This is a genomic window from Leekyejoonella antrihumi (genome assembly GCF_007845645.1).
GTDB lineage: Bacteria > Actinomycetota > Actinomycetes > Actinomycetales > Dermatophilaceae > Leekyejoonella > Leekyejoonella antrihumi.
On the sequence record NZ_VCQV01000034.1, the window covers coordinates 34,577 to 59,413 of the forward strand.

The window sequence follows — 24,837 nt, forward strand, 5'->3', positions numbered from 1 at the left end:
AGTCATCGGCAGGCTGCGACTGATTCGGACGCACCGCGTAAATGGCACACTCGGGAGGGTCGTCGACCGAGGGAGCAGGACGTGGGCACGAGCATATACTCCGCGGAGCAGGTCCGCGCATCGATCGGCATGGCGGAGGCGATCGCGGCCGTGCGGGACGGGTTCATCGGGCTCGCCCGCGGCGACTTCGAGGTGCCGGTCCGCACGGCGCTGTGCGACGGCCGGTTCCTGGTGATGTCGGTGCACCACCGGCCGACCGCGACGGCCATGGTCAAGACGCTGAGCCTCAACTTCGAGGGTCGGGTGCCTGCGATCGACGGGACCGTGGTGTGGAGCGACCTTGCCGGCACCGATCACCTCGTCGCGGATGCCGCCGCCGTGACCACGCTGCGCACCGGAGCCGCATCCGGGGTGGCGACCGATCTGCTCGCACCCCCCAACGCGTCACACTGCCTGCTGATCGGAGCGGGTGCGCAGGCCGCGGACCAGGCACGTGCGATGTATGCCGTACGCCCGTTGCAGCGGCTCACGATCGTCGGCCGCTCGGCCGGCCGCGCCCAGGCCCTGGCGAATCAGCTTGCCGAGGAGCTGCCACGGGTCTCGGTGGTGGTGGGGACCGACGTGCGAGACGTGCTCGGTGACGCCGACCTCGTCTGCTGTGCAACGACGTCGACGGAGCCGCTCTTCGAGCTGGAGCAGCTGCGACCGGAGGTGCATATCAACGCGATCGGCTCCTACCGGCCGACCATGCGGGAGCTGCCGGACCCGATCCTGGCCGACGCCACGGTCTACGTCGATGAGGTCGAGCCGGTCCTGCAGGAGTCCGGTGAGGTCATCCACGCGATCGCGGCGGGAGCGCTCGCCGAGAGCGAGCTGACCGAGATCGGCGCGGCGCTCCTCTCGGGCGCCGCAGCGACCGGGCGCACGGTGTTCAAGTCGGTGGGAGTCGCCGTGCAGGACTGGGCGGTCGCCCAGCTGCTTGCCCGGGACTGAGGTCCCGACCCGTCTGCACCAAGCGCGGGGGCCCGGGTCAGCGCCGACCGAGACGGCGCTCGCCGCCCACGCCGGGCTGGTACTCGAGCCCGTAGTGCTGATAGAGCTCCGGCTCCTGCTCGCTGGTCAGCTCACCGTCGGTGTCGATCGACGGTGAGTCCTTGATCTGCTTCTTGGTCGCCGTCACCTTCAGGTAGTCGGGCGAGACCACCGCGCCCGTCAGTGGCGCAAAGGCCAGGCGCTTGCGACCGAGCATGCCGATCGTCACGCTGGCGAAGGCCGGTTCGTCGGTGCCGGTGTCGAAGTAGATCGCCTCCAGCGTGCCCACCTTGTCCCCGGACGCATCCACGACGTCGTGGTCGCGCCAGTCCCTCACGTTCTCTGCTTCAAAGACCATCTCGATCACTCCTTTCACCGTGAGCGTATGCGGTGCAGCCGCTCGGGTGGTGACCTGGCCGCGCCGAGTCAGCCGATGGCGTCCAGGGTGGCCATCGTCTCGGCGTCCAGGTGCACGTCTGCGGTGGCCAGGTTGTCCTCCAGGTGCTGCACGCTGGAGGTCCCCGGGATCAGCAGCGTGTGCGGGTCGTGTGCCAGCAGCCACGCCAGGCCCACCTGCGCCGGAGTCGCGCCCAGACCATGCGCGGCTTCGACCACCGCCGGGTGGTCGGTCACCTTGGGAATGTCCGGAAACGCCGACCCCAGAGGGAAGTACGGCACCCAGGCGATGTCATTCTCCCGGCAGATCTCCAGGACGGACTCACCGGACCGGTCCAGCAGGCTGTAGGCGTTCTGGACGCAGGCGATGCCCGCGGGCAGGGCCTGTATCAGCTGCTCCGCTGTCACGGTGCTGATGCCGATTGCGCCGATCTTGCCCTCCTCGCGCAGCGCGACCATCTCGGCCAGCTGGCTGTCCAGATCGACGTGCTGGTCCGTGTCGTGTTCACCTCCCGACGGCCCGTGCAGGCGCAGGTTCATGACGTCGATCCGGTCCACCTGGAGCGAGCGAAGGTTCGCCTCGGTGGCCGCGCGCAGCTGATCCGGCCGTTGCGCGGGGATCCATGCAGCCTGTGCATCGCGGTCAGCGCCGATCTTGCTGACGATCACCAGGTCATCGGGGTAGGGGTGCAGCGCGGCGTGGATCAGCTCGTTCGAAACGCCGTCGCCATAGAATCGAGCGGTATCAATGTGATTCACTCCGAGCTCAATGGCGCGCCGGAGCACGGCCAACGCGATCTCGCGGTCCTTGGGCGGACCCCATACGCGCGGTCCGGGCAGTTGCATCGCGCCGAAGCCGATTCGCGAGACGGGTTTCCCGGCGAGGTCGGCGGTGCCGCCAGGAGCAGGCTGAGTGCTGGTGTTGGAACGGTCTTCCGGTGACATGCGTTGCTTCCTTTGCGGTCCGTGGGTGCCGTGGGACGCGAAGCCACATTCACTCCGAGCGTCGGCACGACCGGTCGAAGCCTACCATAAAACGGAGGAAACCTCCGGTTAATGTGTCGCGGGCCAGCGGCCGGCAGGTCCGAGGTGAGCGCGGACCTGGGCAACGGTGTCCTTGGCGGTGCGACCGACGCCGATCAGAGTCGCGGACGCGGGACCGGTCCAGCTGCCGTACCCCACGAGGAAGAGTCCCCGATGATCCACGGAGGCGGTGCCGTTCGTCACGGGTCTGTCGTCTGCCCAGGTCAGGTCGAGTGGCGCGAGATGGTCGAGCGCCGGCCGAAAGCCGGTGCACCAGATGACGGAGTCAACGGCCAGTCGGCCTCCGTCGTCCCAGGCGATCCCATCCGGATTCATCCGGTCGAACATCGGTCGCGCGTGCAGCACTCCACGCTCTCGCGCCTCACGGACACTGCGCACCATCACGATGTCCCCGAGATTCCCGACCCCGTGGCCACCGGCCGCTCGACTCTTGGTGGCCACGTCGAAGAGCACCCTGCCATCGACATCGTCGGGCATGAAGCGTGGCGGACGGGCTGTGACCCAGGTCGTCTCGGCGACGCGCGACACCTCCGCCAGGATCTGGGCGGCGGAGTTGCCCCCGCCCACGACGGCCACCCCCTGACCGATGAACGGTTCTGGGCGCTGATAGTCGACCGTGTGCAGCTGACACCCGCGGAACTCCTGCGCGCCCGGGTAGTGAGGCAGGTGCGGAGAGTCCCACGTGCCGGTCGCGTTGACCACGACGCGGGCGTGCCAGGATCCGCAATCGGTCTTGACGGTGAATCCGTTTTCACACGAGTGCACTCCGAGCGCACGCACCGGGCGGTGGACGGGCAGGGCGTAGCGCTCCTCGTAGTCGTGCAGATAGTGCACCACGTGGTCGACAGTGGGGTAGGGCTCACCTGTCTGGCGCGGCATCCACCATCCGGGAAGCGGTGAGTGCTCGGCGGGGGAGAAGAGATGCAGCGAGTCCCACATGTGCTGCCACGAACCGCCGGCGTGTGGAGCGTCGTCGAGAATGGCGAAGGTCAGGTCGGTGCGCCGCAGGTAGTAGCCCATGGCCAGACCCGCCTGGCCGCCACCAACGACCAGGACGTCGATGTCGTTGCCTGCATCCGTCACAGTTGTCCATCCTGCAGTAAGGAGTTCGACCGGGCGGCCGCAGGCCTGCACAATGCGGACATGACACAGTGGCAGCAGATACGTGATCGCGGTTTTGCCGTTCCCGGTGGGGAGTCGGTGACTGATCTGGTTGCGGAACTGGTCGAGATGCTCGCCTCGCCGGATCCGACGATCCGAGATGAGATCGCTTTCTCCGCAGTGGCGACCTGGATCGACGACGGGGTGCTCACGGACGCGCAGCTGCGTGACCTGGGCGCGCAGATGGCGGAGCGATTCCAGGATCGGCGCGTGCAGGCGCGAACCTTCGCACCACTCGTGCTGGACGTGATCGTGTCATGCCGGGGAGTGTGTGAACCGGACTGGGTCGATGCATTCGAGCGGTGGTATGCCTCGGAGCAGGATCTTCGCGGCCATGACACCGGCCTGGGTTGGTTGCACGCCGTCGCGCACGGCGCTGACCTGCTGGGCGACGCCGGTCGGCGAAAGGACGTTGGCCCAGGCCGAATGCTGGACCTGGCAGCAGCTCGAATGGTGGCACCAACCGACGCAGTCTGGCACGACCAGGAGCCAGATCGTTTGGCCTGCGCGATGGGCAAGGTCTTGACGCGGCCAGACCTGGACGAACGGGAGGCCACAGCGTGGCTGGACCCCGTCGCCCGTCTGCTGTCCGACGGCGAACCCGGTCCGGTGCCGCCGCAGGTGTCGAACACCCTGCACACGCTGCGCACCCTTTATCTCGCGGTGGACCGCGGTATTCGCATCGGTCCTGACGAGGTCATCCCCGTGCCGCAGAGGGCGACGATTTTGACGCAGGTTGCAGCAGTGCTCCGGCCGGCCACCCCGTGGATGTACTGACTCGCGATCCGAGGGTGCCGTGAGGTCGCTGAGGTTGTCGGGAGCGAGTGCGCCCGTTGCCGGGATCGCTGGACGGGCATTCAGGGCTTCGTGCTCGGCCTCCTCGGGCCATTTGCGTTTACGATCGCGGTTGGTAAAGAGCTGTTCCCTCGGCTCTGACACGAGACGCGAGTAGGCCTTGCGACCCCTCAGCCGGCCGGCGTTGCGGTGACTCGTCAACGTTCCAGGTGGGGATGTGGAAGGAGGTCAGTGCGGCGATAGCCGCCCAACAAGGGTGTCGAGCACTCGGATGAATGCCGCCGCCTCGTGTCGTGAACTACCGGAGTGACCGATTCCACCGCCCAGTCGACCTCTGCCATCGCGAGGAAGGGATGGGCGAGGCGGATTGATATTCCGCCGTTTCGATCCCGGTCTACGGTTGCAGGGGTGAGCAGGTGGAGGTAGGCGATGAGTGGCGCGGGTGCCCGCCGGTGGCCTCGCCGATACGGCCCCGGAGCTCGGTGGTATGACCTGCTGTCAATGGAGGGGCTTGTTCATCGAACGGGCAGGTCGCAGGTGATCTCGCACCTTGGGCTGCGGCCCGGTGACCGGGTGCTGGATGTGGGATGCGGCACCGGGCTGAGCCTGCCGATGCTGGGCCAGGCAGTGGGTGAGGACGGCGTGGCGGCCACGTGCGACTCGCCGTGGGCGTGCACCGTCGGTAGAGGAAAGCCACTTGCCGGCGATCGCGGTCTGGGGCCGCCCGTCTTTGCCGTTCTGCACCACTCGCGGAGCGTCCGGACTAGCGTGAGGATCAGCCGCTCACCGATGCCCGGAAGGACCCTTCATCATGACCGAACCCAGTGTTGCTCTCCGTGAGGCGAGGGACCAGCTGCTGCGCCTGCGCGCCTCGTACGACGAGGCTGCCGCGAGTTTTGACTGGCCGGACGTCGGCGACACGTTCAACTTCGCGCACGACTGGTTCGACACGTGGGCGCGCGGCAACGACCGGCCCGCCCTGGTGCTGGTCGAGGAGGACGGATCCCGAGCGGCCTACACCTTCGGCCAGATGGTCACGCGCTCCGATCAGGTCGCTGCCGCGCTCATCGCGCAGGGCGTAGGCCGTGGTGACAGTGTCGTGGTCATGCTCGGCAACCAGGTCGAGCTGTGGGAGACGATGCTTGCGGTCATCAAGGTCGGTGCGGTGGTCATGCCGACCACAACGGCGGTCGGTCCGGCGGAGCTGGTCGACCGGATGGCGCGTGGCCGTGCCAAGGCCGTGGTGTGCAATGCCACGGACGCTCCTAAGTTCGAGGAGGTTCCCGGTGACTACGTGCGGTTCGCGGTCGGCGGTGCGCACGGATGGCTCGACCACGCGATGGCCTACGACCGGCCGGCACAGCAGCTGCCGCACCCCGGTAACGCGACCACCGACCGGATGATGCTGTATTTCACCTCGGGCACGACCAGCCGCCCGAAGCTCGTCGAGCACACGCACCGGTCCTACCCGGTCGGTCACCTGTCGACGATGTACTGGCTCGGGCTGCGGCCCGGGGACGTGCACCTGAACATCTCGTCACCGGGGTGGGCCAAGCACGCCTGGTCCAACTTCTTTGCACCGTGGCTGGCCGAGGCCACCGTGTTCCTCTACAACTACACGCGATTCGATCCGGCAGCACTGCTGGACCAGTTACAGCGCGAGCACGTGGCGACGTTCTGTGCGCCGCCGACGGTGTGGCGGATGCTCATCAACGCCGATCTGGCGCAGCGCCCGGAGAGCCTGAGAGAGGCGATCGGGGCCGGTGAACCGTTGAACCCGGAGGTGATCTCGCAGGTCGAGCGGCGCTGGGGCCTGACGATCCGCGATGGATACGGTCAGACGGAAACCACTGCATCCGTGGCGAACTCACCGGGCCAGCCGGTGAAGGCCGGATCGATGGGCCGTCCGATGCCCGGCGTGCCCGTCGTGCTCGTCGAGCCGACGACGGGTGAGGAGGTCGACGGGGTCGGCGAGGGTGAGATCTGCCTCGACCTGGCTCAGCACCCGCTGACGCTGATGACCGGATACCAGGACGACGAGGTGCGCAATTCGCAGGCGATGGCGGGCGGTTTCTACCACACCGGTGACGTCGCGTCGCGAGACGAGCAGGGCTACATCACCTACATCGGTCGCACCGACGACGTCTTCAAGGCCTCCGACTACAAGGTGAGCCCCTTCGAGCTGGAGAGCGTCCTCATCGAGCACCCGGCCGTCGCCGAGGCGGCGATCGTGCCCGCCCCGGATGACGTGCGGCTGGCCGTGCCCAAGGCCTACGTCGTGCTCGTCGACGGTCACGAGCCGACGGAGGAGACGGCAATGTCGATCCTGGCGTACGCCCGCGACCACCTGCCGCCGTATCTGCGGATCCGACGAATCGAGTTCGCGGAGCTGCCGAAGACCATCTCGGGCAAGATCCGGCGCGTCGAACTGCGCCACCGCGAGGAGCAGGAGGCGGGACACCGCATACCAACCGAGTTTCGGGACGACAACCTGCGTGGCGGGACGGCGTAGCGCAGCGGCGAAACCTGTCAGCCGACAGACTCGAAGCGCCCTGCGGCGTGGTCGGTGACCGCCTGCTCACGTGCCCGGTAGTGGACCTTCTTTCCGGTGGCGGTAAGCGGCAGCTCCTCGACGAAGCGGTAAGCGCGGGGCCGCTTGTAGTCGGCCAGCATCGGGTGCTGTTGACAGTGAGCGTCGAGCTGCTCGATGGTCAGAGAGTCGTCCGAGCGGATGACGAACGCCACCACGCGCTGCCCCCAGGTTTCGTCCGCGACCGAGACCACCAGCGAGTCGGCCACTCCTGGATGGGCGTTGAGTGCCTCCTCGACCTGCACGGGGTGCACGTTCTCGCCGCCGGTGACGATCATGTCGTCCTTGCGCCCGACGATCGAGACGTATTCACCGGCGTCCCAGGTGGCCAGATCGCCGATGTAGAGCCAGCCCTGGTGGAACTTCGCCTCCTGCTGCTCCGGCGAGTTCGCATAGACCATGCCGCACTTGGGCGACCGGACAATAACCTCGCCCACGTCGGCGCCATCCTTGGCTACGTAGTCCGTCGGGTCGGCAAGCCGGTCCGGGTAGACCTTGACCACCGCGACGTCGTCGTCGGTGCAGGCGCGCCCGGCCGACCCCGCATGGTCCGGCAGGTCGCTTGGTCGGAGGAACGTGTTCCAGAACGCCTCGGTCGTCCCATAACCATTGAAGATCCGCGCGCTCAGCAGGTCCTGATAGCGCAGGCAGGCGTCCCGCTCCAGTGGGGCACCCATGGTGACGACGCCTCGTAGCGTGGTCAGGTCCCGGCGCTGCTTCTGCTGCTCGGCGGCCAGCATCGCCAGGTTGGTCGGGGCGCCGATGAGGAAGGTCAGTCCTTCCTGCTCGACCAGGTCGAGGCAGCGGCGCGGGTCGAAGGCGCGCAGCGGCACAGCGCAGGCGCCGATGTAGAAGACCGGGTTGGGCCCGCCGGAGTAGAGGCCGCCGCGGTGGAACCACGGGGTCATGTTGAGGGTGCGGTCCTCGGGTGACATCGGGAAGTGCATGATCACGTCGTGTGCCGAGAAGATCTCGACCATGCTGCTCAGCGGCACTCCCTTGGGCATGCCCGTGGTCCCCGAGGTGTAGAGCCGGGTCGTCTCGTCGTAGACCGATGCGGCGGGCTGCAGTGCGCGGGCCTCGTCGGCGAACAGCTCATTGAACCGGACTGCGCCGGAGGGCGGGTCGGCCGATCCGACGGAGGCGATGACAGCGGGACGGTGATCGGCGTGCTGTAGCGCAGCCATCGCTTCATCCGACTGGGTCCCGTCGAAGATGAAGGCGACGGGCTTGCTGTCATCCAGCACGTATGCGGTCTCGCCCGGTGCCAGCCGGAAGTTGATCGGGGAGCCGACCGCACCGCATGCCTGGGTGGCGAGGTAGAGCATCGCAAACTCGACGCTGTTGTAGAGCTGATAGACCACGAAGTCGCCCGGTTTGACTCCGGCGTCGGCAAGTCCGGTAGCCAGCCGGTCGACACGGTCGCCGAGCTCGGCATACGTCAGGGTGGTGCCGGTTGCCGGATCCCGCACGGCGACCCGCTCGGCATACCGGTGCGTGTTGCGTCGAAATCCGGCCAGGTAGGTGAACTCATGCTCGAAGTACTGGCGGTATGCGGTGGGGTCGTAGACGGTCATGCCGATCACTTCCTGGTGGGGTCAGGCACTTGCTGGGTTCGCGGACGGGAAGACGGGCGAGCGCTTCTCGCCGAGGGCGGCGGCGCCTTCGAGGACGTCGGGGCCCATGAAGGTGAGCATCTCGTAGGCGGCCGACTGGTCGAAGATCGGACCCGCCATCTTCAGCCAGTTGCCCAGTGCCCGCTTGGTCAACCGGATCGCGGGTTGCGCGCCGGTCGCAAGGGTCTCGGCAATGCGCAGCGCCTCGTCGAGCACCTGGTCACGCGGCAGCGCCTTGCTGACCATGCCGATCCGCTCGGCCTCCGCTCCCGTCAGCATCTCGCCGGTCAGCAGGTAGTAGCGAGCCTTCGCCATCCCACACAGCAGCGGCCACAGGATCGCCGCGTGGTCCCCGGCCGCAACTCCGAGTCGGACATGGCCGTCGCCGATCTTGGCATCCTCGGCGCAGATGGAGATGTCGGACAGGAGCGCCACCACGGTGCCGGCCCCGACGGCAACACCGTTGATCGCCGAGACGATGGGCTTCTCGCAGTTGATGATGTTGTAGACCATGTCCGACATCTCGGACAGCATGTGCGCGACCCGCTCGCTGTCGCCCGCCAGGCGCTGCACCATTGCCAGGTCACCGCCGGCGGAGAACGCCTTGCCGGCACCTGTCACGACGGCGACGCGGGTCTCGGCGTCACGCGAGACATCGGCCCACACCCGCGCCAGCTCCCCGTGCATCGCCTCGTCGGTGGCGTTGTACTTCTCCGGCCGGTTCAGCGTGATGAGCAGCACGCCGTTCGCGCGACGCTCGAACGTCAGCTGCTGGTAGTCGGCAAGGTCCATATCTGACTCTCCTTCTGTGCGGGCGGGTTCGCAGGTGGTTGTGCCGGACCGAGCGGGGAACTTCGTGGGGTTCAGCTCATGGTCATGCCACCGCTGACGCTGAGGGTCTGGCCGGTGATGTAGGCAGCCTCGTCGGAGGCCAGGAACGCCACGGCATTCGCCAGGTCCGCCGGCTGTGCCAGCCGGCGGAGCGGGATGGCCTTGATCAGCGCCTCGCGAAACTTCGGGTTGCCCCCGGTGACCGTGTCGAAGAGCGCGGTGTCGGCCGGCCCGGGGGAGACGCAGTTGGCGCGGACCCCGTATCGAGCCATCTCGCGGGCGATGGTCTTGGTGAAGGCGATGACTCCGCCCTTGGCGGCGGAGTAGACGGCCTCGCCGGACGAACCGACGCGACCGGCGTCGGACCCGATGTTCACCACGACGCCACCGCCCTGGTCGGACATGACCGGCAGGACCGTATGACAGGTATGCAGGACGCCGTAGAGGTTGACCTGGATCGCCCGATCCCAGTCGTCCAGGCTCGACTCGAGGAACGGCTGACCCTTGTCCCAGCCGGCATTGTTGATCAGCACGTCGATGCGACCGTGCTGATCTCGCACCTGCGCAACCATCGTCTCGACGGATGCGCGGTCGGTCACATCGGTGCGTATACCGATGGCGCTCCCGCCGAGCGCCGCGGCCGTCCGCTGTGCGGTCTCCTCGTTGCGGTCGCTGACCACGACGACGCCACCCTCGGCGGCGATCTTCTCGGCGATGGCGCGGCCGATGCCCTGGCCTGCGCCAGTCACAATGGTGATCTTGTCTTGTAGTCGTGCCATTCCGAGTCCCTTCGTCAGGAGGCGAACTCCCGGCCCAACAGTTGCCGGCTGATCACCAGCTTGGACACCTGGGCAGTGCCGTCGCCGATCTCGAGGCCGATGACATCGCGCAACCTCTGCCCGATCGGACTCTCTGTGGAGTAGGCCAGGTGCCCGAAGGTCAGCAGGCACTGGTGGATCACCTCGACGGCAAGCTTCGGCGCCCAGAACTTGGCCATCGCCGCCTCGGTGCTGTGCGGCATACCCTTGTCCTTGCGCCACAGGGCCTCGTAACAGACGTGCCGGGCGCCGCGAAGGTAGGTCGCGTATTCGGCAAGCGGGAATGACACTCCCTGGAACTGGCCGATGGGTTGCCCGAAGGCCTGCCGGTCGCGGGCCCACTGCAATGCCTCGTCGAGTGAAACCTGCGCCGCGCCGAGGCAGGCAAGGCCGATGATGGCGCGCGAGTAGTCGAATCCCTCCATGACCGAGACGAATCCCTCGCCAATGCCGCCGATCATCCGGTCTGCGGGAACCGGCAGCCCGTCGAAGTAGAGGGACGCCCGGCCGATCGACCGGGCGCCGAGATCGTCGAACTGGGTGCGTTTGACGTGGTGCTCGTCCAGGTCGACGTAGAACACGCTGACGCCGCGGGCGCCCTCGCCGCCCGTCCGGGCCAGGACGATGGCCGTGTCGGCGCTCATGCCCAGGGTGATGGAGGTCTTCTCGCCATCGAGTCGCCACTGCTCCCCGTCGCGCACGGCCCGCATCTCGAGCTGCGCAGCATCCGTCCCGTGGCCCGGTTCGGTGACGCAGAGGGCCGGCAGCGTCTCGCCGGAGGCGATGGGGGGCAGCCAGGAGGCACGCTGTGCAGTGCTGGCATTGCGCTCGATGACGTCGCTGATCAGCGCCGTGATGACGATGACGTAGGCGGCATTGAAGTCGGCGCGGCTGACCTCCTCAGCGGCAATTCCTGCCACAACCGCGCCGGCCTCCTGCCCGCCGTACTCCTCCCGTATCCGCAGTCCGGTGAGGCCCATGTGCGCCATGTCGGCGACGAGTCCCGGCCGCAGTCGTGCGGCCTTGTCATCGCCCTGGTAGTGCGGCGCCAATGACTTGAGTGCGAACTGTCGAAGTGCCTGGCGGTAGGCCTCTTCGTCAGGGTCGAACCCGAAGTCCATGTCCTCTCCTAGACCCGTGTATGCGGTACATTGACTATGATGGAGAAGTTTGACTACGTAGTCAATAGTTGACGTAAAAGATAAAGTGAACGATCAAGAAGAGACCACGTAGAGGAGGCCAGGGGTGCCAGGGCAGGTGAGTAGTGCGCCGTCCCCGCGGATAGAGCGCAAGCGCGACAAGCGGGTGCAGGAGATCGTGCGCACGGCGGCGGATCTCTTCGCCGAGCGGGGATACGACGCGGTGAGCCTGGACGACGTCGCCGAGCGGCTCGATGTCACCAAGGGGTCGCTGTACTACTACTTCGCCGGCAAGGACGAGCTCTGCACTGCCGCACTCGAGACGCTGGGCAACGGGTGGATGGAGCGGCTGGAGGAGCTGTCCGCGGCGTACGATGGGTCCGACGTCGGGCGGCTGCGGGCTCTCCTGCACGAGCACATCATGATCGCGGTGCGCGACTATCCGGCGGCCCTGCGGCTCTTCTTGGTGCCCCGCGAGTGGCCGGCATCGCAGGCCCGGTCCATCAAGGCGATGCGCACTCGGCATGATGCGATCTTCCGTGACGTGATTGACAGCGGCGTGCGGGCTGGCGAGTTCGACGCCATCTCCACGGACGTCACCCTGCAGTGCATGCACGCGGCGATGACCCAGGCCCCGACGTGGTGCGGTCGCCTGACGGGACGGGCGAGGACGCGTGCGATCGACGAGCTCACCGACACCCTGATGCTCCTCGTCGGCTGCTCCCGCGCAGATGACTGAGGGTGGTAGTACACACGGGATGCATGGCTCCCGTTTGTACTACCAACCCGAGTGGGTCGTCGGGGGTCAGGCCCTGCACGCACCGCTGCAGTCCGATCGGCTGAGGCTGGAGCCGTTGTCCATCGGCGCGGCCGATCGGATGGTCGAGGTCCTGGCTGATCCAGCACTGTATGAGTTCACGGGTGGCGACCCGCCATCGCTGCCGCAGCTGAGGGAGCGCTATCGGCGGCAGTCCGCCGGTCGCTCACCCGATGGTGCGCAGCTCTGGTGCAACTGGATCGTGCACCGGCGGCAGGACGGAGAGACCGTCGGGACGGTGCAGGCAACCGTGGACGTTCAGACGGACCAGGCGGAGGTCGCCTGGGTCATTGGCACGGGCTGGCAGGGCCGCGGCTATGCCCGGGAGGCCGCACGTACCCTGCTCATGGCTCTGCGGGACGCTGGAATCAGCCGCGTCATCGCCCACGTCCATCCCGATCACCAGGCGTCGCAAGCCGTTTCACGTCACCTCGGTATGCGGGTCACGGGCCGGATCGTCGACGGAGAGCAGGAGTGGGCGGTTGACCTGGCCCCAGTGGTGCCATGATCACGTGGAGTGACGTGGCGGGTCTCAGTCACCGTCGATGCTGAGCAGCAACAGTCCACCGAGCATCGCTGCGTTCTTGAGGAACTGCACACGCTGCGCCTTGCTCTGCGCCGGGTCGTCGATCTTCCAGAAGGCGTGACCGGCATACGTCGTCGGGATGAGTGAGCCCGCCAGCGTCAGGGCGGACAGCCGCGGGAACCGACCCAGTGCGAGCGCAACGCCGGCGGCGGTCTGTGCCGCGCCGTTCGCACGAACGAGCAGCTCGTCGTTCTCGGGTAGTGGCACCACGTTCCGCAGCACGCCGAGTGTCGAGGCGGCCTGGTCGACCCGACCGCCCGGCGTCTGCAGGGCGTCGAACCCGAGCACGGCAAACGCCGAACCCGTCAGCAACCGAGAAACCACTCGAACCATCTTCATGCTGAGCTCCTTACGGACGCGTAACTGTGTTCCTCAGCCTACGAGGTGTCCGGCCACTACGGTGGTTTGGTAGTAGCCCGCGACTCGTCCAGGAGGCCATCGTGCTGCAGATCTTTGAGTCCCTCTCACCCGTGCACTTCCTGGACCGTTCGGCCAGAGTGTTTGCGCATCGCACGGCCATCATCGACGGTTTGCAGCGGTTCACCTACGCCGAGTTTGCAAAGCGCTCGGAGGCGCTGACCGGGCTGCTGGCCGCCCGCGGTATTCTGCCCGGCGACCGGGTTGCCGCACTGTGCACCAATAGTCACACCATGCTGGAGCTGCATCAGGGTGTGCCGATGCGTGGAGCGGTCCTGGTGCCGCTCAACATCCGGCTGTCGGAGGGGGAGTTGCACTACGTGCTGGAGCATTCCGGAGCCACGGTGCTGGTGGCCACCGGCGAGTTCTCGGCGTTGGCTGCCCGCCTGGGTGAGTTGGCCAAGATCCCGGTCATTCACGCGGAGACCCGGGAGTATGAGGCCGAGCTGGCGCAGAGCGAGCCCGCCCGCCTGCCGGTGGAGGACGAGCGCAGCATGATTGCCATCAACTACACGAGTGGCACGACCGGCCGCCCGAAGGGCGTCATGTATCACCACCGGGGCGCCTACCTGCAGGCGCTCGCGATGGCCTATCACGTCAACCTCCGGCCGGACTCGCAATATCTGTGGACCCTGCCGATGTTTCACTGCAACGGGTGGTGCTTCCCCTGGGCGGTCACCGCCTCGGGCGGCACCCACATCTGCCTGCGCGCGGTCGATCCGGGCGAGATCTGGCAGCGTCTGAGGGAGGGCGTCACCCATCTCAGTGCGGCTCCCACGGTGCTGACCATGATCGCCGAGCATCCGCAGGCACGGGGTGAGCGACTCCCACGCGCGGTCGAGGTCTCCACCGGTGGGGCACCGCCGACGCCGACGATCCTGCGCCGGATGGATGCGCTCAATATGCATGTGACCCACCTCTATGGGTTGACCGAGACTTTCGGTCCGGCGGTCGTCAATGAGTGGCAGCCGGAATGGAATTCGCTGTCGGAGACGGAAGTCGCCGAGCTCAAGGCGCGGCAGGGGGTCGCCAACGTGATTGCGAGCCCGACACGCGTCGTGGATCTCTCCGGCCGGGACGTGCCGGCCGACGGGATCACCATCGGTGAGCTCGTCATGCAGGGCAACGACCTGATGCTCGGCTACTACCGAGACCAGGAAGCCACGGATGCCGCCGAGATCGACGGCTGGTTCCGCACCGGTGACCTGTCGGTTATGCACCCCGACGGCTATGTGGAGGTGCGGGATCGGCTCAAGGACGTCATCATCTCCGGCGGCGAGAACATCGCGTCCTTGGAGATCGAGCGGGTGCTCGACAGTCACCCGGCCGTGGTGGAGAGCGCGGTGGTCAGCGCCCCCGACGAGCACTGGGGCGAGATCCCCATCGCCTACGTGACGGTGCGCAGCGGGCAGCGCGTGACTGCCGCCGAGCTGACCGATTTCGTGCGGTCGAAGATCGCCACCTTCAAGGCTCCACGTCAGGTGATCTTCGGGCCGCTGCCGCGCACCTCTACCGGCAAGATCCAGAAGAACGTGCTTCGGCGGCGCATCAGGAACGAGTGAGCGAGACACCGAAGGGAATCGGATGGTCAAGGCTATTGGCATAGTGCTGTTTCCAGGCACGGAAGAGCTCGACGCGATCGGCCCGTGGGAGGTGCTGGCGTTCTGGACAAGGCAGTTCCCGGGCGACGGGTATGCGGTGACAACGCTGTCGCGCGAGGGTGGCTCGGTCGAGTGTGCCAAGGGTTTGGTCGTGCAGGCGGCCAACTCCTACGCCGATGCACCTGAGCTCGACGTGTTGCTCTACCCAGGCGGTCAGGGCACTCGGCCGCAGTTGGACGACGAGCAACAGCTCGACTGGGTGCGCGCGCAGCGCGAGCGGGTGCCGCTGATGACCAGCGTGTGCACGGGATCACTGGTCTACGCGGCCGCGGGTCTGCTGCATGGTCGTCCGGCCACGACGCACTGGGCGTCGTTGGATGTCCTGTCCGACCTGGACCCGAGCATCGACCTACGCCGCGACGCACGCTTCGTCGACGACGGTGATGTGATCACGGCCGCCGGTGTCTCGGCCGGTATCGACATGGCCCTTCACCTCGTGCGGCGGCTGGCCGGTGCAGATCGAGCCCGCGAGGTGCGACGCTACATACAGTACGACCCAGAGCCACCGGTGTAGAGGGACCTGGGCCCGACTAATTGCTCGCTTCTCCGTAGTTGAACGTGGTCGTGCAGCCGCCATCGACCGGGATGATCGCACCGGTCATGAACGAGGCGGCATCGGTGGCCAGAAAGAGTGCCACGTTGGCCACCTCGACTGGTTGGGCCTGGCGTCCCAGTGGCTGCATCCCGGCAGCCTTCTCGCGCACCGCGGTGGCTGCATCGAATTCGTCGGGTGTGAGCTGTTCAGCACGTCGGCCGAGCCCCGTGTCGATGTAACCAGGACAGATTGCATTGACACGGATTCCATCGGGTCCGTAGTCGACCGCCAGTTGACGGGTCAGATTGATGATCGCACCCTTGGATGCGCAGTATGCTGCCGCGTTCGGTGCGCCGATGAGTCCGTAGGTGGAGGCCGTATTGATGATCCGGCCATCGTGCTGGGCGAGGAAGTGCGGGATCGCAAACTTGGAGCACAGATAGGTGCCGCGGAGGTTGACGTTGATCACCCGGTCGAAGTCATCGGGCTCGATCTCGTGCAGGCGAACCTTCCCACCTCCGATCCCCGCATTGTTGACAAGGATGTCGAGGCCACCAAATGCCTCGACGGCAGAGGTGATCAGCGACTCGACTTCGGTGGTGTCCGAGACGTCCGCGGCGACGAACGTCGCGCGACCGCCACGATCGGTGATCTCGCTGACCGTTCGATTTCCGTCGTCGACCAGCACGTCGGAGACGACGACGCCGGCGCCGGCGTCGGCCAGCGCCAGGGCGATCGCGCGGCCGATCCCATTTCCCGACCCGGTGACGACCGCGGTCTTTCCATCCAGTGCACGTGGCATTTGCGCCTGCTTCCTCTCGTTCGACTAGTGGTTCGGCGATGGGCTCGCGGGCGTGGACGGACCCGCGTCCCAGGGCCGGGTGTGGCCGACCGCCTGCGCCTCCCAGTCCTTCATCCGGCGCAGCCCCTTGGGCCCACAGCGCGCCATGACGGACTCGACAATGCTCTCGACCAGCGCAAGCAGCGCGACGAAGGTGTCGAAGGGGACGGCCTCGACATCGACCGGGAGCACCACATCGGCAACAGAGGCGACCGGGGACATCCACCGGTCGGTGATCAGGATAACGTCGATGCCGCGCCCCTTGGCCTGCTTGGCGAGCTCCAGAGCGGATTGCTCATAACGGCGCAGGTCAAACATGATGAGCACCGAGCGCTTCTTGGCGTCAAGGATCGAGCCGGCGTCATGACGAAGGGGCTCCTCGACGAAGAGCACGTTGCTGCGGACCTGGGAGAGCTGCAGCGCCATGATCCGCGCGACCGACGATGAGAAGAAGCCGCCCGTCACGAGCACCTGCCTCGGCGAATCTGCAATGAGGACCGTGGCGGAAGTGAGCTCGGAGCACGGGGTCAGTTGCAAGGTGGCACGGATCGCCTCCTCCCGGCGCTGCATCGACGCCGAGAACGGCGTGGACGGTTTGCGCTTGGAGCTCTGCGCGAGAGTGCGCAGGACGGGGCTGCTGGCACTGGCTGAGACCTCGGTGCGGAGCTGCCGTTGCATGTCGCTGAATCCGTCGAACCCCAGGTGAATCGCAAACCTGACCACCGTGGGTGCGCTCACCCCCACTGCCTCCGCGAGCGAGTGGCTGGTGCCAAGCCCCGACGCCGGGTAGTCGGAGAGTAAGCCACGGGCGACGCGGCGTTCAGCCTCGCTGAGATCGTCCATCAGCTCGTGAATCCGGGCAGATACGGCCGACGAATTGCCAACGTTCATGGCTGCTTTCTCCTTCTGTATGCGTGAGGTCCGAGTGAGGCTCCGCACACCCGGGGCTTTCAGCTCCCGTGAATGAACAGTAACAGGATGCTAGTCAAAGTGCTGCAGTGAAATATCTGTAATAACGATTCGATAACGCTCTTCCCCGATCATGGCGCACTGAGTGGCCGTCTCCGTACTTTGGAAAGCACGCAGCCTTCCGGTCGGTTGGCCACGCAAGTCTTGAGGTGAGGAACGGTGAGCCGTGAATCGTAAACTGGTGAGCATGGTCACGGTCGGCGCGCTGGCCGTCAGTGGAGCAGCCTTGAGCGGATGCGCAAGCAGCTCAACCAAATCGGGTGGCGCCTCGAAGAGCGCCGGCGCTCCGGTGCATGGTGGCAACCTGACGATCGCCCGGGCCCAGGACGCCAAGTCGATGAACAACATCCTGACCTTCGACAACTCGTCCATCTTCATCTTCGAGCAGATCATGGAACCGCTCTTCACCGTCACGGCGGACGGGAAGGCCACCAAGCCATTGCTGGCCACGGGATACAAGGTCTCCGCAGACAAGAAGACCTACACGATCAACCTCCGGAAGGGCGTGAAGTTCTCCACAGGCAAGGAGATGACCTCCGCCGACGTGAAGTTCTCGATCGACCAGGATACGAAGCATGCATCCACCGGGTGGGGCTTCATCAACAGCGCGATCCAGCAGGTCCAGGCGGCCGGCAAATACACTGTGGTCATCAAGCTGAAGCACGCCTGGGCACCGCTCATCGCCGACCTCGCGCTCTTCTCCAACGCAATCGTGCCGAACAACTACGACGGCAAGACCATGGCGGAGTTCTACCAGGCACCGGTTGGCACTGGACCCTTCAAGTGGGGGCAGTGGAAGCGCGGGGAGTACCTCAAGCTCGTGGCCAACACCGGCTACTGGCAGAAGGGCAAGCCCTACCTGGACTCCGTGACCTGGAACGTGGTGCCCGACTCGAACACCCGTAAGCTGCAGGTCCAGGGCGGCCAGGCCGACATCGACGAGTACCCGGACTGGTCGACTTTCAAGTCGCTGGGCACCGGTAGCAACGTCATCGCGAAGACCTTCCCCTCCACCGAGCTGGACTACCTCGCGTTCAACGAGAAGAAGAAGCCCTTCCAGGACGTGCACGTGAGGCGGGCGATCTCGGCCATGATTGACCGCTCCGCCATCAACAAGGCCGTCCTCTTCGGCAACGGCACGCCCGCAAACTCGCTTCTCATGCCGGGTGTTCCCTTCTACCAGAAGAGCACGCCCGGGATCATGAAGAATGACGCGCTGGCCAAGAAGGAGCTCGCCGCGTCGAGCGTGCCGAAGGGCTTCAGCACCACGTTGCTCATCCCCTCTGGTGACGCATCCAAGCTGTCCACCGCGCAGATCATCCAGAACGACCTCCAGCAGTACAACATCAAGGTGACGATCAAGCAGCTCGACCCGACCGCGAACCACAACGCTCAGCAGAACATGCAGTACGACATGGGCCTGTCGGCCTGGACGATGGACATTCCGGACCCTGACGAGTGGACGAGCTTCGCGATCGATCCGGACGGTGGAGCGAAGTCGGCCTACACCAACTACCGCAGCGCCGAGGCGATCAAGCTCAACCGGCAGGCGCAGCAGTCGGTCGATCACTCGACGCGGGCCGAGCTCTACAACCAGTTGCAGGACGTCGTCGCCCACGATGCGCCGTTCGCCTTCCTCTACTACGCACCGTACGCCTACGGCGTCTCCGACAAGGTCCAGAATTTCAATGTCACGCCGTTGGGAAACTATCCGTTGACGGACGTCTGGAAGAGCAAGTAGAAGCCCCGAGACCTATTCGAAGCCCGGCAAGGTAGCGGAAGGTTCGACAGCATGCTCAGCAGGCTCAAGTTCGTGCCGATGCGGCTCCTACAAGCGGTCCCGGTCGCGTTCGGGGTGACCCTCGTGGTCTTCTTCATGGTTCATCTGATCCCGGGAAACCCGGCGGAGTCCATTCTTGGCGCCCAGGCGACACCGGCAAAAGTGGCTGCACTCACAGATCAGATGGGTCTCAATCAGCCCGTGGTTCAGCAGTACTGGCACTTTCTAAGCAACCTGGCGCACGGCAACCTTGGGGAGAGCTACACCTACCAGGTTCCGGTGCTGACGCTGGTATGGCAACGGGCTCCGGTGACCTTGCTCCTCGTGGCGTACTCGGTGGTCCTGATGCTGATCATCAGCATCCCGCTGTCCATGCTCGCCGCCTCCCGGCCAGGTCACGTTCGCGACCACGCGGTGCGCGTCATACCGCTCGTCGGACTGGGTATGCCGCAGTTCTGGGTAGGAGTGATGCTCCTGCTCGTCTTCGCGGTCGGCACCGGTTGGTTCCCCGTCGGTGGATATGGGGACACCATGATGGATCACCTCTGGTACCTGTTCCTACCCGCGCTGACTCTCGCAATCTCGATCTCTCCGGTCATTATTCGCAGCCTTCGCGCCTCGATGTTGAACGTTCTGGAGAGCGACTACGTGGCGACCGCCAGGTCGAAGGGCGCGGGCGGGCGGTCGCTGTTCGCTGGCCACGTCCTGCGCAATGCGATCATTCCGGCCGTCAGCATCGTCGGAGTCAATCTCGGTTATCTGGTTGGAGGCACACTGGTGATCGAGAAGGTGTTTGCGATACCCGGGCTGGGATCGATGCTCATCGAATCGATATTCGCCCGCGACTTCCCCTCCGTTCAGGCGGTCGCTCTGTTCGTCGCGGTGTTCGTGGTCCTGGTCGGCGTGCTGACCGATGTGGTCTACACGCTGCTTGATCCTCGAGTGGACCTCACACAGCGGATGAACGCATGACGACCTTCTCCTTGACCCATCGGTTCCGTCCGTCGCGACGCGAGGCACGCCCTGCCGCCCGGCGCCTACGGCCCTGGTATCAGAACCGGTCGCTGGTGGCGGGCCTGGTCATCGTCTGCATCATGGTCCTGCTGGCCGTCCTGGCACCGGTGCTTGCTCCCTACAACCCGATTAAGCAGAATTTGAACGAAGCGCTGCAGGGACCGAGTGGCGCACACTGGCTCGGCACAGACAAGCTGGGTCGGGACGTTCTGTCCCGCCTGCTCTACGGCGCCCGGGTCGATCTGAGGATCGGCTTCCTCGCGGTGATCATCCCGTTCGTCGTCGGCACCATCCTGGGTGCGATCGCCGGCTACTTCGGTGGCTGGCTCGACATCATCATCATGCGGATTGTCGACGTTTTCTACGCGTTTCCGCTGTTCCTGCTGGTGATCGCCCTTGTCTTCGTCCTCGGGCCCGGTGAGAGCAGCATCTACCTGGCCATCGCGCTGGTGTCCTGGGTGTCCTACTGCAAGATTGTGCGCGGTGAGGTAATCGTCGCCAGACAGCAGGAATACGTGCAGGCGGCGCGGCTCGGCGGGCTGAATAACGCCCGCGTGCTCGGTCGGCACATCGGACCCAATGTGATCAGCCAGGCCATCACCTACGCGATGTCCGACATCGTCATGGACATCATGGTGATCGTCACCCTGGGGTACCTGGGGCTGGGAATCACACCACCCACCGCCGAATGGGGCTCAATGATCGCCGACGCGCAGGAATTCATCACGACGCTGTGGTGGATGGCCGTCGTGCCCGGCGTGGCTGTGGTCATCACCGGGCTGGGCCTCTCGCTGATCGGCGACGGCCTGACCGATCTGCTGTCCCCCGAACGGAGGAAGTGATGAGTGTCGTCGCGCTGTCGAGAACGGTCGAACCGCTGCTGAGTGTGCAACATCTGACCATCGGCATACCGAGCAGCGGTGGTGGCCACGCCACCTTGGTGCGTGACGTCTCCTTCGAGGTCGGGCCCGGCGTGCGATACGGCCTGGTCGGAGAGTCTGGCTCGGGAAAGTCCATGACGTTGAAGGCAATAGCAGGGCTGCTCCCCCGCGGAGTCGAAGTGCTCGAGGGTGAGATCCACTTTGATGGCGACGACGTGCTGACGATGTCCCCCCATGAGCGACGTCGCATCATGGGTCCGAGGATGGCCATGATCTTCCAGGAGCCGATGACGGCGCTCAACCCGACGACGCGGGTCGGCAAGCAGATTGCTGAGGGACCGCGACGCCACCTCGGCCTTTCTAAGGCGGACGCCCAGGAATTGGCCGTCGACATGATCAGGCGGACCGGCATACCTGATCCCGCTCGGCGTGCGCGTGCTTACCCGCACGAGCTGTCCGGCGGTTTGCGCCAGCGAATCATGATCGCCATGGCGTTGTCGTGCAAGCCGGCGCTGGTCCTCTGTGACGAACCGACCACGGCCCTGGATGTGACCGTTCAGGACCAGGTGCTGCGGCTGCTCGCGCAGCTGTGTGACGACATGGGCAGCGCGCTCACCTTCGTCACCCACGACCTCGCGGTGGTCAGTCAGACCTGCAGTCGGCTCAGCGTGATGTACGCCGGCCGGATCATGGAGGAGGGCAACGTCCGGGAGGTCTACGAGGCGCCTCAGCACCCTTACACCGAGGCACTCTTCCAATCAGCCCCGGATTTCGATGACCCGGGCCGCAGACTCGCACCCATCCCGGGGCTTCCGCCCTCCCTTACGGACCCGCCGCCCGGGTGCCCGTTCGCACCTCGCTGCCAATACGCCATCGAGTCGTGCAGCACGGGCAGCAAGCCGCTGGTCGAGGTCAGGCACCGCCACCTATCCGCCTGTGACCTCGCGGACCAGATCTTCGGAGGGACCAGATGAGCGCCGCGGAGCAGCCGGCCGCTGTGCTCGAGGTGCGGGAGGTGACGAAACGCTACGGACATGGCCGTAGGGATACGCTTCGTGCTCTCGACGGTGTCGACCTCACACTCCATCGCGGTGAGATTCTCGCGCTGGTCGGCGAGTCGGGATCGGGTAAGTCAACCCTCGCCAAGATCTTGGCCGGCAGCACCAGCCAGACGAGTGGTCAGGTGCTCTGTGACGGCGTCGAGATCACGGCCCGACGGCACTCCACGGCGCGGCGGCGAATCCAGATGGTCTTCCAGGACCCGTACTCCTCACTCAATCCGCGAATGACCGTGCGGTCCGCACTATCCGAGGTGCTCAGAGTCCATCGGGTCGTTCCGCGAGAGCAGATCGCCGAGGAACTGTCGCGGCTGATGTCGCTCGTCGGACTCGACGACTCCGCGCTGGATGCCTACCCCAGCCAGTTCTCCGGGGGCCAGCGACAACGCATCGCGATCGCCCGTGCGCTCGCGGTCCGTCCCGATATTCTCATCGCCGACGAGCCGGTCTCCGCCCTGGATGTTTCCGTGCAGGCAACGATCCTCGACCTTTTCGAGTCGTTGCGCTCCGAGCTCGGTCTCTCAGTCCTGTTCATCGCTCACAATCTCGCGGTGGTGCAGCACCTGGCGGATCGGATCGCGGTGATGTATCTGGGACGGATCGCCGAAGTGGCGCAAACCGACACGCTCTTCGCATCGCCGGAACATCCATACACGCAGGCACTCATCGCGTCGGTGCCGAGGATGCGACCGCGCGACCTGGAGCAACCACCTGCACTCGACGGCGAGCCGCCCAGTCCCATCCATCTGCCTACTGGCTGCCGATTCAACCCCCGCTGTGCCTACGCCCAGCCGACCTGTCTCATCGATGAGCCCGCCCTCGAGCGGGTCGCCGAAGGGCACAGCGTCGCCTGTTGGTTTGCCGGACAGCTGCAACAAGCCCCGACCAAGCAATCCGAGGAGTTCGCGTGAAGGTCTATCTATCTTTCGACTTCGAAGGTGTCGCAGGCATCGTCGACTGGGCCCAGTGCCGAGAAGGTGGTGCCGGCTACGAGCTCGGCTGCCGGCTCATGCTCGGAGAGGTCAATGCCGCGATCGAGGGCGCAGTCGCTGGTGGCGCGGATGAGATCGTGGTCAACGACTCGCACTCGACCATGCGCAACCTCGATCCCGACGCACTGGCACATGAAGCCACCTACGTCTCCGGTCGGCACAAGCAGCTCTACATGATGCAGCGGTTGGACGTCTCGTTCGACGTCATCTTCCTCGTCGGGTACCACGGGTCCATCTCGGGTGAGACGTCGACGCTTTCACACACCTACAACCCCGAGGTGTTCTCGGCCGCACGGGTCAACGGGATCGAGGTTGGGGAGAGCGGCATCAACGCTCTGGTCGCCGATCACTTCAATGTGCCCATCGGCCTGGTCACCGGTGACGACGTCACCCAGGCCCAGACAGCGCCCTTCGCCTCCCGCGCCGTCCAGGTCGTCACGAAGCACTCGGACTCCCGGTTCAGTGCGACGAACCTGCATCCTGCGCAGTCGCGCCGGTTGATTCACGATGGCGCGAGAGAGGCCGTCGAGCGCGCCGCTGCGGGTGCGCTCGAGGTGCCGCGGCTGCAACGCCCGGTCCAGCTGGAGCTGGACGTGCAGACGGCCGACATGGCCGAGGTAGGCAGCTGGGTGAAGGGGGCCGAACGCGCGGGCACCCGCACGATCCGTATCGAGTCCGACGATTCCCTCGCCGCGTTTCAGTCGTTCGTCGCTGTCAACTACATCACTCGCCAGGCCGGCGGGCGTTGAGAAGGGGAACAGATCCTGTGCATGTCTTGTATTCGCGGAACGCTCCGCGCAACCGGCCCGGAGGGCCACTGCTGCTCATCCATGGCGGTGCGGGACCCCGCGCGACGGAGCTTGCGTTGCAGGCGTCTCAGCACTACGAGAAAGGGCTGGCCGATGCGATCGAGGCCGGTAGGGCGGCCCTGCTGGAGGGCGAGTCGGCTCTGGACGCGGTCTGCGCGGCCGTCGTTGCGCTGGAGGACAATCCGTTGTTCAATGCCGGCCGTGGTGCATCGCTGACCGACTGCGGCACGGCGGAGATGGACGCGGCCGTCATGACGGGTGACGGGCACGCCGGGGCGGTGGCGGCCAGCAGGTTCATGCGCAACCCCGTGGTCGCCGCGCGGGCAGTGATGGAGCAGACGGATCACGTCCTGGTGGTCGATCCCGGCATCGATCTTGCGGATCGATGGGGCATGCAACGGGAACCAACCGAATACTTCATCACCGCGCACCGGATGCGACAGCTCGAGGAGGTTCTCGCGCACAGACAGTCCGCACCGCGGTGCGGCACCGTCGGTGCGGTGGCAATGGATCTGGCGGGCAGCATCGCCTGCGCCACCTCCACCGGGGGAATGGTTGGGCAGGCCGTGGGCCGCGTCGGCGACACGGGTCTCATCGGCGCGGGTTCATTCGCCAGTGAGCATTCCGCGGCGATCTCGTGCACTGGAGAGGGCGAGGCCTTCATCCAGGGGGTTGTCGCCCACGACATCGCCGCGCGCATGAGATATGGCGGCTCCGACCTGACAGTGGCGCTGCGGGACACCTACCAACAGGAGCTGAACCGGCGGGGTGCCACTGGTGGAACGATCGCGCTCACGCCCAGCGGGCAGGCGCTGATCGCCCACAACAGCAAGGCCATGTTCGCCGGCTACTGGGACGGAGACCAGGCCGAAACCTTTGTATGACGGGCGGATCCGGCGGGTCCAGCCGTTCGCGGCGGCCACGCACTGCGTCTAGCCTCCCTCTTTCATGTGGCGGCCAGTAACTGCTTGTGAGTGCCGTTGGGGCCGTGTGCGGGTGGTTTTGTCGGCCAGCGCATGCTGGTGGCCCGACTGGCGCGTCGGGTGGGCGGTTCT

Annotated in this window: 25 protein-coding genes; 15 read left to right on the top strand and 10 right to left on the bottom strand. The window is 65.9% G+C overall.

All coding sequences use genetic code 11. From position 1 onward, the window contains the following. The first annotated feature begins 81 nt into the window (after window positions 1–81). Window positions 82–993: an ornithine cyclodeaminase family protein gene (locus FGL98_RS19505; protein WP_222432274.1), complete on the top strand. Its 912-nt coding sequence runs from the start codon at window positions 82–84 to the stop codon at window positions 991–993. A 37-nt stretch (window positions 994–1,030) separates the two neighbouring features. Here FGL98_RS19505 and FGL98_RS19510 read toward each other — a convergent pair whose 3' ends face one another. The 3 genes from FGL98_RS19510 to FGL98_RS19520 all read right to left on the bottom strand — a co-directional run bounded on the left by FGL98_RS19510 (window position 1,031) and on the right by FGL98_RS19520 (window position 3,555). Continuing rightward, on the bottom strand, window positions 1,031–1,390 hold the full coding sequence (locus tag FGL98_RS19510; protein WP_146319594.1) for a PRC-barrel domain-containing protein: 360 nt from the start codon (window positions 1,388–1,390) through the stop codon (window positions 1,031–1,033). Between the two features lie 68 nt (window positions 1,391–1,458). Beyond that, window positions 1,459–2,373, bottom strand: a complete 915-nt coding sequence (locus tag FGL98_RS19515) for an oxidoreductase (protein WP_146319596.1) — start codon at window positions 2,371–2,373, stop codon at window positions 1,459–1,461. Window positions 2,374–2,481: 108 nt separating this feature from the next. Then, window positions 2,482–3,555: an ArsO family NAD(P)H-dependent flavin-containing monooxygenase gene (locus tag FGL98_RS19520; RefSeq protein WP_246136651.1), complete on the bottom strand. Its 1,074-nt coding sequence runs from the start codon at window positions 3,553–3,555 to the stop codon at window positions 2,482–2,484. Window positions 3,556–3,615: 60 nt separating this feature from the next. Here FGL98_RS19520 and FGL98_RS19525 point away from each other — a divergent pair, with 60 nt between their 5' ends. The 3 genes from FGL98_RS19525 to FGL98_RS19535 all read left to right on the top strand — a co-directional run bounded on the left by FGL98_RS19525 (window position 3,616) and on the right by FGL98_RS19535 (window position 6,940). Then, window positions 3,616–4,410, top strand: a complete 795-nt coding sequence (locus FGL98_RS19525; protein ID WP_146319598.1) for a DUF2785 domain-containing protein — start codon at window positions 3,616–3,618, stop codon at window positions 4,408–4,410. A gap of 519 nt (window positions 4,411–4,929) precedes the next feature. Further along, window positions 4,930–5,268 carry a class I SAM-dependent methyltransferase gene (locus tag FGL98_RS27215; RefSeq protein WP_425461011.1) on the top strand — a complete coding sequence of 113 codons (339 nt, stop codon included), beginning with the start codon at window positions 4,930–4,932 and terminating at the stop codon, window positions 5,266–5,268. Beyond that, a complete protein-coding gene (locus FGL98_RS19535; RefSeq protein WP_146319602.1) occupies window positions 5,240–6,940 on the top strand; it encodes an AMP-binding protein in 1,701 nt (566 codons plus the stop codon). The genes FGL98_RS27215 and FGL98_RS19535 overlap by 29 nt, the downstream gene beginning before the upstream one ends. Before the next feature lie 17 nt (window positions 6,941–6,957). On the opposite strand, the gene FGL98_RS19540 is transcribed toward FGL98_RS19535, so the two are convergent. From FGL98_RS19540 to FGL98_RS19555, 4 genes are all read right to left on the bottom strand, one after another. After that, window positions 6,958–8,595 carry a class I adenylate-forming enzyme family protein gene (locus tag FGL98_RS19540; protein WP_146319604.1) on the bottom strand — a complete coding sequence of 546 codons (1,638 nt, stop codon included), beginning with the start codon at window positions 8,593–8,595 and terminating at the stop codon, window positions 6,958–6,960. A 21-nt stretch (window positions 8,596–8,616) separates the two neighbouring features. After that, window positions 8,617–9,426, bottom strand: coding sequence for an enoyl-CoA hydratase/isomerase family protein (locus FGL98_RS19545; RefSeq protein ID WP_146319606.1), 810 nt, complete (start codon window positions 9,424–9,426; stop codon window positions 8,617–8,619). A 71-nt stretch (window positions 9,427–9,497) separates the two neighbouring features. Next, window positions 9,498–10,244 carry an SDR family NAD(P)-dependent oxidoreductase gene (locus tag FGL98_RS19550; RefSeq protein ID WP_146319608.1) on the bottom strand — a complete coding sequence of 249 codons (747 nt, stop codon included), beginning with the start codon at window positions 10,242–10,244 and terminating at the stop codon, window positions 9,498–9,500. A gap of 14 nt (window positions 10,245–10,258) precedes the next feature. Beyond that, entirely contained in the window at window positions 10,259–11,404 is a 1,146-nt protein-coding gene (locus tag FGL98_RS19555; RefSeq protein ID WP_146319610.1) for an acyl-CoA dehydrogenase family protein, read from the bottom strand. Between the two features lie 136 nt (window positions 11,405–11,540). Between FGL98_RS19555 and FGL98_RS19560 the strand changes: the two genes are divergently transcribed. Next, window positions 11,541–12,161, top strand: a complete 621-nt coding sequence (locus FGL98_RS19560; RefSeq protein ID WP_222432276.1) for a TetR/AcrR family transcriptional regulator — start codon at window positions 11,541–11,543, stop codon at window positions 12,159–12,161. A gap of 19 nt (window positions 12,162–12,180) precedes the next feature. After that, window positions 12,181–12,747 carry a GNAT family N-acetyltransferase gene (locus FGL98_RS19565; RefSeq protein WP_146319614.1) on the top strand — a complete coding sequence of 189 codons (567 nt, stop codon included), beginning with the start codon at window positions 12,181–12,183 and terminating at the stop codon, window positions 12,745–12,747. Window positions 12,748–12,771: 24 nt separating this feature from the next. On the opposite strand, the gene FGL98_RS19570 is transcribed toward FGL98_RS19565, so the two are convergent. Continuing rightward, entirely contained in the window at window positions 12,772–13,164 is a 393-nt protein-coding gene (locus FGL98_RS19570) for a DoxX family protein (protein ID WP_146319616.1), read from the bottom strand. A 101-nt stretch (window positions 13,165–13,265) separates the two neighbouring features. Between FGL98_RS19570 and FGL98_RS19575 the strand changes: the two genes are divergently transcribed. Beyond that, window positions 13,266–14,804 carry an acyl--CoA ligase family protein gene (locus FGL98_RS19575; protein WP_246136652.1) on the top strand — a complete coding sequence of 513 codons (1,539 nt, stop codon included), beginning with the start codon at window positions 13,266–13,268 and terminating at the stop codon, window positions 14,802–14,804. A gap of 22 nt (window positions 14,805–14,826) precedes the next feature. Next, window positions 14,827–15,417, top strand: a complete 591-nt coding sequence (locus FGL98_RS19580) for a DJ-1/PfpI family protein (protein ID WP_146319618.1) — start codon at window positions 14,827–14,829, stop codon at window positions 15,415–15,417. Window positions 15,418–15,433: 16 nt separating this feature from the next. On the opposite strand, the gene FGL98_RS19585 is transcribed toward FGL98_RS19580, so the two are convergent. Beyond that, the gene (locus FGL98_RS19585; protein ID WP_146319619.1) at window positions 15,434–16,240 is read right to left on the bottom strand and encodes an SDR family NAD(P)-dependent oxidoreductase; all 807 of its coding nucleotides are present in this window, start codon (window positions 16,238–16,240) and stop codon (window positions 15,434–15,436) included. Window positions 16,241–16,264: 24 nt separating this feature from the next. Beyond that, complete coding sequence (locus FGL98_RS19590; RefSeq protein ID WP_146319621.1) at window positions 16,265–17,170, bottom strand: MurR/RpiR family transcriptional regulator; 906 nt, start codon at window positions 17,168–17,170, stop codon at window positions 16,265–16,267. A gap of 265 nt (window positions 17,171–17,435) precedes the next feature. Here FGL98_RS19590 and FGL98_RS19595 point away from each other — a divergent pair, with 265 nt between their 5' ends. The 7 genes from FGL98_RS19595 to FGL98_RS19625 are packed head-to-tail and all read left to right on the top strand — an operon-like array spanning window position 17,436 to window position 24,666. After that, window positions 17,436–18,989 carry an ABC transporter substrate-binding protein gene (locus tag FGL98_RS19595; RefSeq protein WP_246136655.1) on the top strand — a complete coding sequence of 518 codons (1,554 nt, stop codon included), beginning with the start codon at window positions 17,436–17,438 and terminating at the stop codon, window positions 18,987–18,989. A 51-nt stretch (window positions 18,990–19,040) separates the two neighbouring features. Further along, window positions 19,041–20,000: an ABC transporter permease gene (locus tag FGL98_RS19600; protein WP_146319625.1), complete on the top strand. Its 960-nt coding sequence runs from the start codon at window positions 19,041–19,043 to the stop codon at window positions 19,998–20,000. Next, the gene (locus FGL98_RS19605; protein ID WP_146319627.1) at window positions 19,997–20,884 is read left to right on the top strand and encodes an ABC transporter permease; all 888 of its coding nucleotides are present in this window, start codon (window positions 19,997–19,999) and stop codon (window positions 20,882–20,884) included. Before FGL98_RS19600 ends, FGL98_RS19605 begins: the two co-directional genes overlap by 4 nt. Further along, window positions 20,884–21,897: an ABC transporter ATP-binding protein gene (locus FGL98_RS19610; protein ID WP_146319629.1), complete on the top strand. Its 1,014-nt coding sequence runs from the start codon at window positions 20,884–20,886 to the stop codon at window positions 21,895–21,897. Before FGL98_RS19605 ends, FGL98_RS19610 begins: the two co-directional genes overlap by 1 nt. Further along, window positions 21,894–22,892, top strand: a complete 999-nt coding sequence (locus FGL98_RS19615; RefSeq protein ID WP_146319631.1) for an ABC transporter ATP-binding protein — start codon at window positions 21,894–21,896, stop codon at window positions 22,890–22,892. The genes FGL98_RS19610 and FGL98_RS19615 overlap by 4 nt, the downstream gene beginning before the upstream one ends. Next, window positions 22,889–23,722, top strand: coding sequence for a M55 family metallopeptidase (locus FGL98_RS19620; RefSeq protein ID WP_146319633.1), 834 nt, complete (start codon window positions 22,889–22,891; stop codon window positions 23,720–23,722). The genes FGL98_RS19615 and FGL98_RS19620 overlap by 4 nt, the downstream gene beginning before the upstream one ends. 17 nt (window positions 23,723–23,739) lie before the next feature. After that, complete coding sequence (locus FGL98_RS19625; RefSeq protein WP_281289196.1) at window positions 23,740–24,666, top strand: isoaspartyl peptidase/L-asparaginase family protein; 927 nt, start codon at window positions 23,740–23,742, stop codon at window positions 24,664–24,666. The last annotated feature ends 171 nt before the right edge of the window (window positions 24,667–24,837 follow it).

What these genes read in the sequence shown, in the direction of transcription:
- FGL98_RS19510 (WP_146319594.1), bottom strand. Translation starts at nt 1,390, where the DNA reads ATGGTCTTTGAAGCAGAGAACGTGAGGGACTGGCGCGACCACGACGTC.
- FGL98_RS19515 (WP_146319596.1), bottom strand. Translation starts at nt 2,373, where the DNA reads ATGTCACCGGAAGACCGTTCCAACACCAGCACTCAGCCTGCTCCTGGC.
- FGL98_RS19525 (WP_146319598.1), top strand. Translation starts at nt 3,616, where the DNA reads ATGACACAGTGGCAGCAGATACGTGATCGCGGTTTTGCCGTTCCCGGT.
- FGL98_RS27215 (WP_425461011.1), top strand. Translation starts at nt 4,930, where the DNA reads ATGGAGGGGCTTGTTCATCGAACGGGCAGGTCGCAGGTGATCTCGCAC.
- FGL98_RS19535 (WP_146319602.1), top strand. Translation starts at nt 5,240, where the DNA reads ATGACCGAACCCAGTGTTGCTCTCCGTGAGGCGAGGGACCAGCTGCTG.
- FGL98_RS19540 (WP_146319604.1), bottom strand. Translation starts at nt 8,595, where the DNA reads ATGACCGTCTACGACCCCACCGCATACCGCCAGTACTTCGAGCATGAG.
- FGL98_RS19545 (WP_146319606.1), bottom strand. Translation starts at nt 9,426, where the DNA reads ATGGACCTTGCCGACTACCAGCAGCTGACGTTCGAGCGTCGCGCGAAC.
- FGL98_RS19550 (WP_146319608.1), bottom strand. Translation starts at nt 10,244, where the DNA reads ATGGCACGACTACAAGACAAGATCACCATTGTGACTGGCGCAGGCCAG.
- FGL98_RS19555 (WP_146319610.1), bottom strand. Translation starts at nt 11,404, where the DNA reads ATGGACTTCGGGTTCGACCCTGACGAAGAGGCCTACCGCCAGGCACTT.
- FGL98_RS19565 (WP_146319614.1), top strand. Translation starts at nt 12,181, where the DNA reads ATGCATGGCTCCCGTTTGTACTACCAACCCGAGTGGGTCGTCGGGGGT.
- FGL98_RS19570 (WP_146319616.1), bottom strand. Translation starts at nt 13,164, where the DNA reads ATGAAGATGGTTCGAGTGGTTTCTCGGTTGCTGACGGGTTCGGCGTTT.
- FGL98_RS19580 (WP_146319618.1), top strand. Translation starts at nt 14,827, where the DNA reads ATGGTCAAGGCTATTGGCATAGTGCTGTTTCCAGGCACGGAAGAGCTC.
- FGL98_RS19585 (WP_146319619.1), bottom strand. Translation starts at nt 16,240, where the DNA reads ATGCCACGTGCACTGGATGGAAAGACCGCGGTCGTCACCGGGTCGGGA.
- FGL98_RS19590 (WP_146319621.1), bottom strand. Translation starts at nt 17,170, where the DNA reads ATGAACGTTGGCAATTCGTCGGCCGTATCTGCCCGGATTCACGAGCTG.
- FGL98_RS19595 (WP_246136655.1), top strand. Translation starts at nt 17,436, where the DNA reads ATGGTCACGGTCGGCGCGCTGGCCGTCAGTGGAGCAGCCTTGAGCGGA.
- FGL98_RS19600 (WP_146319625.1), top strand. Translation starts at nt 19,041, where the DNA reads ATGCTCAGCAGGCTCAAGTTCGTGCCGATGCGGCTCCTACAAGCGGTC.
- FGL98_RS19605 (WP_146319627.1), top strand. Translation starts at nt 19,997, where the DNA reads ATGACGACCTTCTCCTTGACCCATCGGTTCCGTCCGTCGCGACGCGAG.
- FGL98_RS19610 (WP_146319629.1), top strand. Translation starts at nt 20,884, where the DNA reads ATGAGTGTCGTCGCGCTGTCGAGAACGGTCGAACCGCTGCTGAGTGTG.
- FGL98_RS19615 (WP_146319631.1), top strand. Translation starts at nt 21,894, where the DNA reads ATGAGCGCCGCGGAGCAGCCGGCCGCTGTGCTCGAGGTGCGGGAGGTG.